Below are 13,920 nucleotides of genomic sequence, written 5' to 3'. Positions count from 1 at the left end.
GGGGTAGTGATAGGTGAAATTGGTGGCTAGCGTGCGGTCGCTGAGCACGAGGTGGCTGGCGGTCTGTTGTGCGGCGGGGTACGTCGTGGTCAGCACGGTGCTCGGTGCGGCACTGCTGATGCGGCCACAGGTTCCGTCGGCCGCGAGCCCCGAGCCGTCCTCGCCGACCTACGTCGCGGACGAGGGCGCGCGCACTCCGGCCACGACACGTCCGCCGCCGCGGGGCTTCCGCCACGTGTCCGGCCCGGCGGAGATCCAGACCGTGATCCCGGTCGGCTGGCGGATAGCACGGGCCGGCGGGCCGGGCGCGATGCGGGCGTCCGACCCGTCCGACGCCGGCCGCGCCCTCGGCTACGGCGGCGCACCGGCCGCGTCGACCGACATCGAGCGGCTGCACCTCACGTCCGAGACGCTGTTCGCCGAGCGCACGACCGGCTACGAGCGCCTCGGCCTGAGCCGGGCGACCTACGGCGGCCATCCGGCGATCGAGTGGGAGTACGAGCACCACGACGGCAGCGGCGTGCAGCACGTCCGCGCGCTGTACTGGCTCGTCGACGGCACCGAGTACTTCATCTTCGCGTCCGGGCCCGACGAGGGGTGGTCACGGATGCGGCCGATCTACGACGAGATGGTGGCGCACTCCCGCCCGTAGCACGGCCGCGGGGCGCGCCAGCCGGAGAACCTCGCCGCGCGGTCCCGGTGCCACTGCGCGACCTTGGCCGCCTCCTCGCCGGTGACGTTCACGCCCGGCATCCCACCCAGGCGTTCGACCTGCTCGGCGAAGCGCAGGTGCTCGCGGTGGGCGTGTTCCTGGCACGCCAGGCAGGTGATGCTCCCCGGGCGCGGGGAGGTCATCGCGTAGGGAACCGCTATGCCGCACCCGGTGGTGACGACGCTCGGGGAGTCGGCCGCGAGGCCGAATGTCGACGCGATCATGTCGCGGACGCCGGCGTCGGTCCGCGCGACATTCCGCTCCACGTGGATATGCGGATCGTTCTCGCTCATCTGTCCGCGCACCTCCGTCCGTCGGTGGACCCGGCGGATCAGACGTGCCAGGCGGTGACGAAACGCGGCAGGCCCGCGAGGTCCCGGTGGTCCGCCACGTCGGTCAGCACCCGGCGCGCCGCGACCAACGCGGGCACCGACGCCGCCTGTGAGTCGTCGTGCTCCATCGCGAAGCGGCCGCCCGGCCCGAGCAGCCGCGCGGCCGCGGCCACCACGTGGCGGATCACCGCGAGCCCGTCCCCGGGCGCGAACACGGCGCGGAACGGGTCGTGCTCCCCCACCTCCGGCGGCACCTCGGTGCCCACCGGCACGTACGGCGGGTTGCACACGAGCAGGTCGACCCGGCCCTCCAGGTCCGCGAGCAGCGCGGGCTCGGCGACGTCGCCCTTGTGCAGCGTGACCGGCCGGTCCCCCGCCGCGGCGCGGGTGTCGGCGTTGCGCCGGGCCCAGGCCAGCGCCGAGCTGTCCACGTCGACGGCGTGCACGGTGGCATCCGGCCGCTCGTGGGCGAACGCCAGCGCGAGCACGCCCGAGCCGGTGCACAGGTCGACGACGAGCGGATCGGCGACATCCTTGAGCTCGCCGAGGCCCCACTCGAGGAGCAGCTCGGTCTCCGGCCGCGGCACGAACACACCGACGCCGACCTCGACGGCGATGCCGCCCATGGCCGCCTGGCCGAGCAGGTGCTGCAGCGGCACCCGCGTGGCCCGGCGGTGCACGAGCTGGCCGATCGCGTCGATCACCTGCGGGTCGACCAGCGGCACGAGCGGCAGCGTGCCCCGCTCCACACCGAGCACGTGCGCGGCGATCAGCTCCGCGTCCACGCGCGGCGACGCCACACCGGCGGCGGCGAGGATGCGCTCGGCCTCGAGCACGGCGAGGCGCAGCGGCTGTCGGGTCACCGGCTCACCCTCGCACACCCACGCTCGCGGCGGCCGGAGCCACGAGCCTCGTTGGGCACGCGGGATCAGGCCGACTGGTGCGCGGAGAGGCGCTCGTCGCGATCGGCGGCGGCGAGGGCGTCGAGGACGCCGTCCAGGTCGCCGTCCAGGACCTGGTCCAGGTTGTACGCCTTGTAGTTGACCCGGTGGTCGGAGATCCGGTTCTCCGGGAAGTTGTACGTGCGCACCCGCTCGGACCGGTCGACCGTACGGACCTGGCTGCGCCGGGTGTCCGCGGCCTGCTTCGCCGCCTCCTCCTCGGCCATCGCCACCAGCCGGGCGCGCAGCACCTGCATGGCGCGGGTCTTGTTCTGCAGCTGCGACCGCTCGTTCTGGCAGGACACCACGATCCCGGTCGGCAGGTGGGTGATCCGCACCGCCGAGTCGGTCGTGTTCACGCTCTGGCCGCCCTTGCCCGACGACCGGAACACGTCGACCCGCAGATCCTTCTCGTCGACCTCGACCTCGACGTCCTCGACGTCCGGGTACACGAGCACACCGGCCGCCGACGTGTGGATCCGGCCCTGCGACTCGGTGACCGGCACGCGCTGCACCCGGTGCACGCCGCCCTCGAACTTCAGCCGCGACCACACGCCGTCCGGTGTGGCGGCTCGGCTCTTGACCGCGACCGTGACGTCCTTGTACCCGCCCAGCTCGGTCTCCGTGCCGTCCAGGACCTCGGCCCGCCAGCCGTGCCGCTCCGCGTAGCGCAGGTACATCCGCAGCAGATCGCCGGCGAACAGCGCCGACTCCTCGCCGCCCTCCCCCGACTTGATCTCCATCAGCAGGTCCGAGCCGTCGTGCGGGTCGCGCGGCGCCAGCAGCTCGGTCAGCCTGGCCTCGAGCGCCGGCACCCGCTCCGCCAGCGACTCGGCCTCCACGGCGAACGTCTCGTCCTCGGCAGCCAGCTCACGCGCCGCGGCCAGGTCGTCGCGCACCGACTCCAGCTCGCGCAGCGTCCGCACGGTCGGGGTCAGCTCGGCGTAGCGACGGCCGAGCCGGCGGGCTCGGTCCTGGTCACCGTGCACGGCCGGGTCGGCGAGCGCCCGCTCCAGTTCGGCGTACTCGCTCACCAGCTCACCGAGTGCCGACGAGTCCACGGCGGCCTCCTCTCCGGAAGACACAAAACGGCGCCCACCCGACACGGCCGAGGCCAATTCAAAACTGTCGACCAGGTGCGAAGAGGTCGACGAACCGGAGTGTTTTGAACAGGCCTCGTCGGGTAGGCGCCGAACGCGAAGCTACTTGGACTTCTGCCGCTTGCCGTAGCGAGCCTCGAAGCGGGCGACCCGGCCGCCGGTGTCGAGGATCTTCTGCTTGCCCGTGTAGAACGGGTGGCAGTTCGAGCAGATCTCGACGTGGATGCTGCCCGACTTCTTCGTGCTGTGCGTGGTGAACTTGTTCCCACAGCCGCAGACGACCTCGGTCACGACGTACTCGGGGTGGATACCGGTCTTCACAGATCTTGCCCTTTCTCAGTGGCCGCCGGGTCCCCGTTCGTTCGGGGTGAACCGGAGCCGGGACTCGACCCAACAGTTTGCCAGATGACCTGGCGAAGTCTTCAACGCGCCCCGCTCGGGCCGTATTCCGACCGCTCGTCGTCCGTGAGCGGCTGCCCGCCGCACTTGGTCGCACACTCACCGATGTCACCCGATCGAGTACATGGACCGCGGACACACTGCTGGGGTGCTGCCCGGCCCCCTCGACCTGTCCGGCCGGCCGCTTTCCTTGCGTGCCTGGCTGGCCATCCCGATCCTCTTCACGGCCGCCGTCCTCGGCCTGGTCGCCGTGCTGCGGGTGCTCATCGACGCGCAATGGCAGGCGACGCTGTCCAGTGCCCTGTGCGGCGCCGCCGCGGCGGTGACGGCGCTCATCGACGTGCACCCGGCCCACTGGCCGAACTGCCGGCGCCGCTGCCTGCGGATCGCCTACCCCACCGCGATCTTCGTCGCCGGCCTGCTGCTCGGCGGGCCGGCGATCCCGACCTGGGCCGCGATAGCGGTCGGCCTGCCGGCACTGGTCACGCTCGTGATCCTGTGCCGGCAGGCCGATGCCGATGACGACGAGCGTGAGCTCAGTCGTCAGCCTTAGTCGTCATTGACCGTTGGCGTGTTCTTGGCCACCTGCATGAGGAACTCGATGTTCGTGCGGGTCTTGCGCAGCTGGGTCAGCAGCAGGTCGATGGCCTGCTGGTTGTCCAGCGCGTGCAACACGCGGCGGAGTTTCACGGTGACCGCGAGCTCGTCCGGCGAGAGCAGCAGCTCCTCCTTGCGGGTGCTGGACAGGTCGACGTCCACGGCCGGGAAGGTCCGCTTGTCCGCGATCTTGCGGTCCAGCTTCAGCTCGGCGTTACCAGTGCCCTTGAACTCCTCGAAGATCACCGTGTCACCCGCCGACCCGGTTTCCACCAGTGCGGTGGCGAAGATCGTCAGCGAGCCGCCGTCCTCGATGTTGCGCGCCGCGCCGAGGAACCGCTTCGGTGGGAAGAGCGCGGTCGAGTCGACACCACCGGACAGGATCCGCCCGGACGCGGGCGCGGCCAGGTTGTAAGCGCGGCCGAGCCGGGTGATCGAGTCGAGCAGCACGACCACGTCGTGGCCCATCTCGACCAGGCGCTTGGCCCGCTCGATGGACAGCTCCGCGACCGTGGTGTGGTCCGACGGCGGGCGGTCGAAGGTCGAGGCGATGACCTCGCCCTTCACCGATCGCTGCATGTCGGTGACCTCTTCCGGCCGTTCGTCCACGAGCACGACCATCAGGTAGACCTCGGGGTTGTTCGTGGTGATCGCGTTCGCGATGGCCTGCAGGACCATGGTCTTGCCGGCCTTCGGCGGCGAGACGATCAGCGCACGCTGCCCCTTGCCCACCGGCATCACCAGGTCGATGACGCGCGTGGTGAGGATGTGCGACTCGGTCTCCAGGCGCAGCCGCTCGTTGGGGTAGAGCGGAGTCAGCTTGGTGAACTCGGCACGGTTCCTCGCCTGCTCCGGGTCGAGCCCGTTGATCGTCTCCACGCGCACCAGCGGGTTGAACTTCTGCCGCTGCTGCTCGCCCTCACGCGGCTGGCGCACCATGCCGGTGATCGCATCGCCGCGGCGAAGGCCGTACTTGCGCACGAGCGAGAGCGAGACGTAGACGTCGTTGGGCCCGGACAGGTAGCCCGAGGTCCGCACGAACGCGTAGTTCTCGAGCACGTCGAGCACGCCGGCGACGGGCAGCAGGACGTCGTCCTCGCGCACCTCGGTGTCCGGCGAATCGCCCCGGCCGCCACCGCCGCGGCGACGACGGTCTCGGAAGCGCCGGCCACGACGGCGGCCGCCCTCCTCGTCGTCGTCGTCCGGCCCGTTGTCGCGGTCGTTGTTGCGGTCGTTGTTGCGGTCGTTGTTGCGCCCGCCCTGGTTGCGGCCGCCCTGGTTGCGGTCCCGGCCGCCACCCTGGCGTTCCTGGTTCCGCTCACCCCGGTCCCCGCCGCGGTCGTTGTCCCGCTTGCCTTCCTCGCGCTTGTCCTCGCGCTTGTCGTCGCGCTGCTCGGTGTCCGGGCTGCCGGCCGCACGGCCGGACCCGCGCCGACGCCGACCGCCCTCGCGGCGGCCACCGTCCTCACCGGTCTCCCCGCCGGCCTGCTCGGCGGGCGCGCCGGACTCGGCCGGCTTGTCCGTCGCGGGCTTCTCCGGCTTCTCGGCCGGGGTCGCACGCTCGGACTCGATGCCGAGCGGCAGTGTCTCCGAACCAGTCTTCGAACCACGTCCCGAGTCGGTCACGGCACGCTCCTGTGCACCGCCGGACGAACTGCCTTGCCGCTCCTTGATCGCGGCGATCAGGTCCCCCTTACGCATTCCCGCCGTGCCGGTGATGCCCAGCTGTCCGGCGAGTTCGCGAAGCTCGGCGAGCACCATGCCCGACAGGCCGGCGCGTCGCTTGGTCGTACCCCCGTTTGCACTGGTGCGTGGCGTGGCATCGGTCTCCGCCGCGGGTGCGGCTTCGACCGTGCCATTTGTGGATTCGCTACCCAGCAGATCAGTGTTGCTCACTCATGTCCTTCCTGACCAGGTCCCCGCCTCCATTTGGTGGACCCGTGTACCAGCGGACCGCCGCCCGACGAACTCGGCACGGCGCTACGCCCCGGGTTGACCGACCGCCATCACTACCGTGGCCACCTGGCAGTTTCGCCATCGCGGACGACGGTTCGTCAACGCTGAGCTACCTCGGTCACCGCGGCTTTCGGTATCCGCCAGCGTCGACTTCGGCCATGGGCCGAGTCGGCATCTCAACGGATGATGATGCGACCCGGAAAGAGTTCCCCGGGAACGACACCGGGCGCCGGTACGCGCGGTGACTGAACGCCCCTGAGGGTAGACGGCCCCGCATCCGCGTGCAACAACCGGGTGCCCGGCGTGGCTGACCTGTACAACACCGCCTACCTGGAATTTGTTCCGACCCGCTCGGTTCGTACCCCGTCACGGTCGACCGCCAGCTCGCGCACGAGGAAGCCCGACGTGTCCACTCCGGCCGGCAACCGGCCGTCCAGCGTCGCCGCGAACACGGTCGGTCCGGCGCCGGAAACCGTTGCGGCGACAGCGTTCTCGCGCATCGCACGCACCAGGCGCATCGTGTTCGGCCACGCCCGCGCGCGGTAGTCCTGATGCAGCCGGTCCTCGGTCGCGGTCAGCAACAGCTCCGGCCACGTGGTGAGCGCGTGCACGGCGAGCGCGCACCGGCCGGCCGCGAACGCGGCGTCGACGTGCGGCACCGAGGCTGGCAGCAAGCCGCGGGTCAGCGACGTGGCGGAGTGCTCGGCCGGGATCAGCACGACCGGCCGCAGCGACGGGTGCGGCTCGAAGCGCACCGCGTGATACGTGTGCCCGGTCTCGTTCGGCGTCGACTCGGTCCACGCCAACGCGAGGCCACCGCGCAGGCTCGCGGCGACGTTGTCGGCGTGCCCTTCGAACCCGGCGGCGAGCCGCAGCGCCGCACTGTCCAGCTCACGTTCGGCGAGCGCGTATCCGGCCGCGATGCCCGCGACGACGGCAGCGGCCGAGGACCCGAGCCCGCGTGCGTGTGGGATCGCGTTCACGCACGTCAACTCCACGCCGGGCAGGTCGAGGCCGAGCTCCTTCGCGGTGGCCAGCAGCGCGCGCACGACGAGGTGGTTCTCGTCGACGCGCAGGCCCGCGCCCTCGCCGGTCACCGTGCCCGTGACGCCCTCGTCGGTGACCGCCACCTCGACCACGTCGTACAGGCCGAGCGCGAGCCCGAGTGCATCGAAGCCCGAGCCGAGGTTCGCCGTCGAGGCGGGAACCGTGACCCGGACCGTGCCGCTCATGGCGGACGCGGCTCCACTCACGCTCGAGTCAGCTCCAGCGCGGCCGCGACCGCACCGGGCGACACCGGCACCGGCTCCACCGGCGGCATGCCCGCGAGCGCCGTGTCCGGGTCCTTGAGGCCGTGCCCGGTCACCGTGCAGACCACGAGCGAGCCCGCCGGCAGCCGGCCGTCCGCGGCCGTCGCCAGTGCGCCCGCCACGCTGATCGCCGCCGCCGGCTCGACGAACACGCCCTCGCGCGTGGCGAGCAGGTGGTACGCCGCCAGCAGGTGCTCGTCGGTGATCGCGTCGATCAGCCCGCCCGACGCGTCACGCGCGGCGATGGCGCCCGCCCACGAGGCGGGGTTGCCCACCCGGATCGCGGTGGCCACGGTGTCCGGGTCACGCACGGGCTCCCCGCGCACCAGTGGCGCCGCGCCCGCGGCCTGGAAGCCGAACATCCTCGGCGTCCCCGCGACCACGCCGTCCTCGGCGTAGTCTCGGTAGCCCTGCCAGTACGCGGTGATGTTGCCCGCGTTGCCGACCGGCAGGCAGTGCACGTCGGGCGCGCGGCCGAGCGTGTCGCAGATCTCCCACGCGGCGGTCCGCTGCCCCACCAGGCGCACCGGGTTGACCGAGTTGACCAGCTCCACCGGGTACTCGGCGGCGGTCTTGCGGGCGAGCTCGAGGCAGTCGTCGAAGTTGCCGCTGATCTGCAGGATCCGCGCGCCGTGCGCGACGGCCTGCGCGAGCTTGCCCATCGCGATCTTGCCGCTCGGCACGAGGACCGCGCAGGTCAGCCCGGCGCGCGCGGCGTACGCGGCGGCCGCCGCGGACGTGTTGCCGGTGGACGCGCAGATCACCGCGGTGGCGCCCGTGGCCAGCGCGTGCGTGATCGCCACGGTCATGCCGCGGTCCTTGAACGAGCCGGTCGGGTTGGCGCCCTCGATCTTGAGGAGCACCCGGCAGCCGGTCGCCGCCGAGACGTGGTGGGCCTCCAGCAGCGGTGTGCCGCCCTCCTGCAGGGTCACCACCTTCGCACCGTCCGGGAGCGGGATCCGGTCGGAGTAGGCGTGGATCACCCCGGGCCAAGCAGTACCGCCTCCCCGAAATTCATTGTTGTGGTCACCTTGGGGGAGGGAAAGTGCTGTTTGGTCACGTACTTGTGGCTGGGTTGCGTCACGTTCCCCTGAGGTGCGGTTGGAGAGCCCGGGGGTCCGATCTGACCTCATGGTTCCTCGCCTTCTACCCGCATCACGCTGACTACCTCGTGCACGACCGCCAGCCCCGCGATCTTGTCGACAGTGGACCTTAGGGCGGCGTCGGGGGCGGAGTGCGTGACGATGACCAGGCTCGCGTCGGCGCTGCGGCCCTGCTGGCGGACCGCGGCGATGCTCACGCCGTGCTCGGCGAACACCGTGGCCACCGAAGCCAGCACACCCGGGCGGTCGGCCACGTCCAGGCTGATGTGGTAGCGGGTGTCCACCTGGGCGATCGGGCGGACCGGGAGCGCGGCGTAAGAGGACTCCCCCGGCCCGCGCCCGCCCACGACCTTGTTGCGTGCCACCGCGACGAGGTCGCCGAGCACCGCGCTCGCGGTGGGCGAGCCGCCCGCGCCCTGGCCGTAGAACATCAGCGAGCCGGCCGCGTCGGCCTCCACGAAGACCGCGTTGAACGCGCCGCCCACGGTCGCGAGGGGGTGGCCGCGCGGGATCATCGCCGGGTGCACGCGGACCGCGACCGCCTCGCCGGCAGCGCTGTCCGGGCCGCCGTTCACCCGCTCGCAGATGGCCAGCAGCTTGATCGTCCGGCCGAGCGTCCGCGCGGCGGCGATGTCCGCCGGCGTGACCGCGGTGATGCCCTCCCGGTACACGTCGGCCGCGGTGACCCTGGTGTGGAAGGCGATCGAGGCGAGGATGGCCGCCTTGGACGCCGCGTCGTAGCCCTCCACGTCGGCCGTCGGGTCGGCCTCCGCGTAGCCGAGCCGGGAGGCCTCGTCGAGCGTCTCCGCGTAGCCCGCGCCCGACGCGTCCATTTCGGACAGTACGTAGTTGGTGGTGCCGTTGACGATCCCCATCACCCGGGTGATCCGGTCGCCGGCGAGCGACTCGCGCAGCGGCCGCAACAGCGGGATCGCACCCGCCACCGCGGCCTCGAAGTACAGGTCCGCGCCCGCGGAGCCGGCGGCCGCGAACAGGTCCGCGGCGTGCTCGGCGAGCAGCGCCTTGTTCGCGGTCACCACGGACTTGCCGGCGCGCAGCGCGTCGGTCAGCAGCGAGCGGGCCGGCTCGATGCCGCCGATCACCTCGACCACGATGTCCACATCGGACGCGACGAGCCCGGCGGCGTCGGTGGTGAGCAGGTCCGCGGGCACGTCCGGGTGCCGGTTGGGCCGCCGCACGGCGATCCCGGCCAGCTCGATCGACCCGCCGACGCGCGCGGCGAGGTCGCCGGCCTGCTCGTGCAGCAGCCGGACCACTTCCGCCCCAACGGTTCCACACCCCAGCATGGCGACCTTGATACTCACGACGCCCCCAACCCGCGAGTCCAACGTTCCCGACGGGTGAGTCCAACATTCGCGCCCGTGCCGAATGCCGGACTCGCGGGCCCGGACGGTTGGACTCGCGGGTTCTGACGGTTGGACTCGCGGGTTCCGTTCATGAGACCTCCAGCCGCAGGAGGTCGTCCACGGTCTCCCGGCGCAGCAGCAGCCACGCCGCACCGTCGCGCACCGCGACGACCGCGGGCCGCGGCAGCCGGTTGTAGCTCGACGCCATCGCGTAGCAGTACGCACCGGTGGCGGCCACCGCGATAAGGTCGCCGGGTCCCAGGTTCTCCGGCAGCCAGCAGTCCCGTACGACCACGTCGCCGGACTCGCAGTGCTTGCCGACCACCCGCGACAGCACGGCCTCGCCGCCGCGGCCGCCGTCGTCGGAGAACCGGGACAGCAGGCGGCAGTCGTAGGTCGCGTCGTAGAGCGCCGTGCGGATGTTGTCGCTCATCCCACCGTCGACGCTGACGTAGCGGCGAGCGGAACCGTGGCCGAGCTCGACGTCCTTGATCGTGCCGACCTCGTAGACCGTCACGGTGCCGGGACCGACGATGGCCCGGCCCGGCTCGACCGCGATCCTCGGCAGGTCCAGCCCGGCCTGCTCGCACTCCTTCGCCACGATGTTGCGCAGCTGCTCGGCGAGCCAGCCGGGCGGCGGCGGGTCGTCCGCCGCGGTGTAGGCGATGCCGAGCCCGCCCCCGAGGTCCACAGTGGACACACTGGCGACGGCGTCCGCGCCGTGCTCGTCGCGCAGGTCCGCGAGCAGCCCGATGACCCGGTGCGCGGACACCTCGAACGCGTTGGCGTCGAAGATCTGCGAGCCGATGTGGCTGTGCAGCCCGACGAGCCGCAGCCCGGGCAAGCCGAGGACCCGGCGCACGGCCTCCGCGGCGAGGCCGCCGGCGAGCGAGAAGCCGAACTTCTGGTCCTCGTGCGCGGTCGCGATGTACTCGTGCGTGTGCGCCTCCACCCCGACCGTCACGCGCACGAGCACGTCCTGCACCCGGCCCTGGTCGAGGGCGATCCGGTTCAGCCGGGCGATCTCGTAGAACGAGTCGAGCACGACCGCGCCGACCCCGGCGGCCACCCCGTCGGCCAGCTCCGGTGCGGACTTGTTGTTGCCGTGCAAGGTGATCCGCTCCGGCGGGAAGCCGGCCCGCAGCGCGATCTCCAGCTCGCCGCCGCTGCACACGTCCAGCGACAGGCCCTCCTCGGCGACCCAGCGGGCTACCTGGACCGAGAGGAACGCCTTGGCCGCGTAGTGCACGAGGGCCGGGTCGCCGAACGCGGCGGCGTGCTCGGCGCAGCGGGCCCGGAAGTCGGCCTCGTCCACGACGAACAGCGGGGTGCCGTATTCCTCCGCGAGGCGCCGCACGTCCACCCCGGCCAGGCGGACCACGCCCGCCTCGTCGCGCCGGGCGTTGCGCGGCCAGACATCGGGCAGCAGCTCGTCCAGCTCGTCCGCTGTGGACGGTCGCGGTCCGGCCGTGTTGCCCGGCGGCAGGACTTCGGCGTGCAGCGGCCCTGCCGGATGCGCCCTCATGAGCGGGCCAATGCCTGGAAGGGGCCCATCATGGCATTGAACGTCCGGAAGGCGTCCTTCCAGGCTTGCGTGGGCATCGGGTTACATCCGTTCTGGGGCGGACACGCCGAGCAGGGCGAGGCCGTTGGCGAGCAGTTGGCGGACCGCCGCGCACAGGGCGAGGCGGGCGGTGGTCAGCGGGGTGGCCACCTCGTCGCCCTGCGGCAGGATCCGGCAGCTGTCGTAGAACTTGTGGTAGGCGCTCGCCAGCTCCTCGAGGTAGCGCGCGATCCGGTGCGGCTCACGCAGCTGCGCGGCGGTGGCCACGACCTTGCCGAAGTCGCCGATCGTGCGGATCAGCTCGCCCTCCCGCTGGTGGGCGAGCAGGCCGAGGTCGACGTCGTCGTCCAGCCCGGTGGCCGCCGTCGGCACCTTGATGCCCAGCTCCGCGGCGTTGCGCTCCAGCGAGGACAGCCGGGCGTGCGCGTACTGCACGTAGAACACCGGGTTGTCGCTCGTGCGCCGGCTCCACAGGTCCAGGTCGATGTCGAGCGTGGCGTCCACGGACGAGCGGATGAGCGCGTACCGCGCCGCGTCCACGCCGACGGCGTCGACCAGGTCCTCCATCGTCACGACGGTGCCCGCGCGCTTGGACATCCGGACCGGCTTGCCCTCGCTGACGAGGCTCACCATCTGTCCGATGAGGACCTCGACCACGGCCGGGTCGTCGTCGAGCGCGGCCGCGGCGGCCTTGAGCCGGGCGATGTAGCCGTGGTGGTCGGCGCCGAGCAGGTAGATGCACAGGTCGAACCCGCGGCGGCGCTTGTCCCGCAGGTAGGCGATGTCACCGGCGATGTAGGCCGGCTCGCTGTCGGATTTGATGACGACCCGGTCCTTGTCGTCGCCGAACTCCGTGGAGCGCAGCCACCACGCGCCGTCGGCCTCGTACAGGTGCCCGTGCGCCTTGAGCTCCGCCACGACCTCGCCCACCTGGCCGGAGCCGTGCAGCGAGTCCTCGTGGAAGTAGACGTCGAAGTCGGTGCCGAACTCGTGCAGGCTGCGCTTGATCTCGTCGAACATCCGCCCGACGCCGATGCGCCGGAAGGTCTCCGCGCACTCGTCCTCGGGCAGCGACAGCGCGTTCGGCTCGGTACGCAGCACCTCCGCGGCGACGTCGGACAGGTACGCGCCCGCGTAGCCGTCCTCGGGCGGCGGCTCGCCCTTGGCCGACGCGATCAGCGAGCGGACGAACCGGTCGATCTGCGCGCCGGCGTCGTTGAAGTAGTACTCGCGCACCACCTCGGCGCCCTGCGCGGACAGCACCCGCCCCAGCGCGTCCCCGGCCGCGGCCCAGCGGGTGCCGCCCAGGTGCAGCGGCCCGGTCGGGTTGGCCGAGACGAACTCGAGGTTGATCCGCCGGCCGGCGAGCGCGTCACCCCGGCCGTAGCGCTCCCCCGCGTCGAGCACCTGGCGGACGATCACGCCCTGGGCGTCCGCGGCGAGCCGGAGGTTGATGAAGCCGGGCCCTGCCACCTCGGCCGAGGCCACCCCGTCCCGGCCGGCGAGCCCGTCGGCCAGCCAGCCGGCGAGGTCGCGCGGCGCCACCCCGACCTTCTTGGCCACCTGCAGGGCCACGTTCGTCGCGTAGTCGCCGTGCTCGCGGTTACGCGGTCGCTCGATCGTCACCGTCCGTGGCAGGGCGGTGTCATCGAGGTCTCGGCTGGTCAGCACGTCCACGGCGACGGCACGGACGAGGTCGGCAAGCGCGGCAGGAGTCACCCTGGGAAGTCTAGGTAGCCCGCCCCCGACACGACCGAGAGACCTCGGCCATAGGCTGTCGCGTGGGGCCCCGGACCGGGAGGGTGGAGCACCATCGACACGTCGTACGCGCGCCGCGCGCTCGTGGTGGCCGCCGCCGGCCTCACGCTGCTCGCCGCCTGCAGCAGCCGGACCGGTGGCGAGTCCGACGAGCGGGACCCCACGTCGGCCGCGGTGGGCGCGCCGGGGTTCGAGCCGTCGGACGAGAACCAGGACCCGTCCAAGGACATCGAGGGCGTGGTCATCACCGAGTACGAGCCCTCGCACGCCGACCCGGGCCAGCGGGTCGCCTACGACAAGGCCCCGCCCTACGGCGGCCGGCACGACCCGAGCTGGGCGGACTGCTCGGGGACCGTCTACGCCGAGCCGGTCCGCAACGAGAACATGGTCCACGCGCTGGAGCACGGCGCGGTGTGGATCGCCTACGACCCCGCGCGCGTGACGGGCGCGGCGTTCGACGGGCTCGCGGACAAGGTCGACGGCCAGCCGTACCTGATGCTCTCCCCCTACCCGGAGCTGGACGCGCCGCTCTCGCTGCAGTCCTGGGAACACCAGCTCAAGCTCGACAGCGCCGACGACGAGCGGGTCGACCAGTTCATCACGGCGCTGCGGAACAACCCGTACACCACGCCCGAGCACGGCGCGCCCTGCGGCACGAACCCCAGCCAGTTCGACGTGACCGACCCGCCGCCGTTCGACCCGAGCCCACCCGGTCCGGACGCGGCGCCGGTCGAAGGTCCCTGACGCCGACCCCACATGCTCGTTCCTTACACTTGTCCGC

13 protein-coding genes are annotated in these 13,920 nt (G+C 72.1%); 3 read left to right on the top strand and 10 right to left on the bottom strand.

What is annotated here, in order from left to right; all coding sequences use genetic code 11:
* The first annotated feature begins 22 nt into the window (after positions 1-22).
* Positions 23-652, top strand: a complete 630-nt coding sequence (locus ACRDTB_RS10390; protein WP_431429837.1) for a hypothetical protein — start codon at positions 23-25, stop codon at positions 650-652.
* Here ACRDTB_RS10390 and ACRDTB_RS10385 read toward each other — a convergent pair.
* The 4 genes from ACRDTB_RS10385 to rpmE form a co-directional block, all read right to left on the bottom strand.
* Positions 619-1,005, bottom strand: a complete 387-nt coding sequence (locus tag ACRDTB_RS10385) for a hypothetical protein (protein ID WP_431429836.1) — start codon at positions 1,003-1,005, stop codon at positions 619-621. The two genes, ACRDTB_RS10390 and ACRDTB_RS10385, sit on opposite strands and share 34 nt — an antisense overlap.
* A gap of 38 nt (positions 1,006-1,043) precedes the next feature.
* Positions 1,044-1,907 (bottom strand): peptide chain release factor N(5)-glutamine methyltransferase, encoded by an 864-nt coding sequence (prmC, locus tag ACRDTB_RS10380; protein ID WP_431429835.1) that lies wholly within the window; start codon positions 1,905-1,907, stop codon positions 1,044-1,046.
* 65 nt (positions 1,908-1,972) lie between these two features.
* A complete protein-coding gene (gene prfA / locus ACRDTB_RS10375; RefSeq protein ID WP_431429834.1) occupies positions 1,973-3,046 on the bottom strand; it encodes a peptide chain release factor 1 in 1,074 nt (357 codons plus the stop codon).
* A 141-nt stretch (positions 3,047-3,187) separates the two neighbouring features.
* Positions 3,188-3,406, bottom strand: coding sequence for a 50S ribosomal protein L31 (gene rpmE / locus ACRDTB_RS10370; RefSeq protein WP_431429833.1), 219 nt, complete (start codon positions 3,404-3,406; stop codon positions 3,188-3,190).
* Positions 3,407-3,632: 226 nt separating this feature from the next.
* Between rpmE and ACRDTB_RS10365 the strand changes: the two genes are divergently transcribed.
* Positions 3,633-4,037, top strand: a complete 405-nt coding sequence (locus ACRDTB_RS10365) for a hypothetical protein (RefSeq protein ID WP_431429832.1) — start codon at positions 3,633-3,635, stop codon at positions 4,035-4,037.
* Here ACRDTB_RS10365 and rho read toward each other — a convergent pair.
* From rho to argS, 6 genes are all read right to left on the bottom strand, one after another.
* A complete protein-coding gene (gene rho / locus ACRDTB_RS10360) occupies positions 4,034-5,977 on the bottom strand; it encodes a transcription termination factor Rho (protein ID WP_431429831.1) in 1,944 nt (647 codons plus the stop codon). The genes ACRDTB_RS10365 and rho overlap by 4 nt on opposite strands.
* A 386-nt stretch (positions 5,978-6,363) precedes the next feature.
* Positions 6,364-7,269 carry a homoserine kinase gene (thrB, locus tag ACRDTB_RS10355; protein ID WP_431429830.1) on the bottom strand — a complete coding sequence of 302 codons (906 nt, stop codon included), beginning with the start codon at positions 7,267-7,269 and terminating at the stop codon, positions 6,364-6,366.
* A 17-nt stretch (positions 7,270-7,286) separates the two neighbouring features.
* Positions 7,287-8,330 carry a threonine synthase gene (gene thrC, locus ACRDTB_RS10350; RefSeq protein ID WP_431429829.1) on the bottom strand — a complete coding sequence of 348 codons (1,044 nt, stop codon included), beginning with the start codon at positions 8,328-8,330 and terminating at the stop codon, positions 7,287-7,289.
* A gap of 146 nt (positions 8,331-8,476) precedes the next feature.
* Positions 8,477-9,799 carry a homoserine dehydrogenase gene (locus tag ACRDTB_RS10345; protein WP_431429827.1) on the bottom strand — a complete coding sequence of 441 codons (1,323 nt, stop codon included), beginning with the start codon at positions 9,797-9,799 and terminating at the stop codon, positions 8,477-8,479.
* A 106-nt stretch (positions 9,800-9,905) separates the two neighbouring features.
* A complete protein-coding gene (gene lysA / locus ACRDTB_RS10340; RefSeq protein WP_431429826.1) occupies positions 9,906-11,342 on the bottom strand; it encodes a diaminopimelate decarboxylase in 1,437 nt (478 codons plus the stop codon).
* An 81-nt stretch (positions 11,343-11,423) separates the two neighbouring features.
* Positions 11,424-13,100 (bottom strand): arginine--tRNA ligase, encoded by a 1,677-nt coding sequence (argS, locus tag ACRDTB_RS10335; RefSeq protein ID WP_431429825.1) that lies wholly within the window; start codon positions 13,098-13,100, stop codon positions 11,424-11,426.
* Positions 13,101-13,226: 126 nt separating this feature from the next.
* On the opposite strand from argS, the gene ACRDTB_RS10330 reads away from it, so the two are divergent.
* Positions 13,227-13,883, top strand: coding sequence for a DUF3105 domain-containing protein (locus ACRDTB_RS10330; RefSeq protein ID WP_431429824.1), 657 nt, complete (start codon positions 13,227-13,229; stop codon positions 13,881-13,883).
* The last annotated feature ends 37 nt before the right edge of the window (positions 13,884-13,920 follow it).

The organism is Actinophytocola sp., from assembly GCF_050699935.1.
Taxonomy (GTDB): Bacteria; Actinomycetota; Actinomycetes; order Mycobacteriales; family Pseudonocardiaceae; genus Actinophytocola.
Note: the sequence above shows the minus strand (reverse complement) of the source record. Positions and strands in the feature narration are given on the sequence as shown.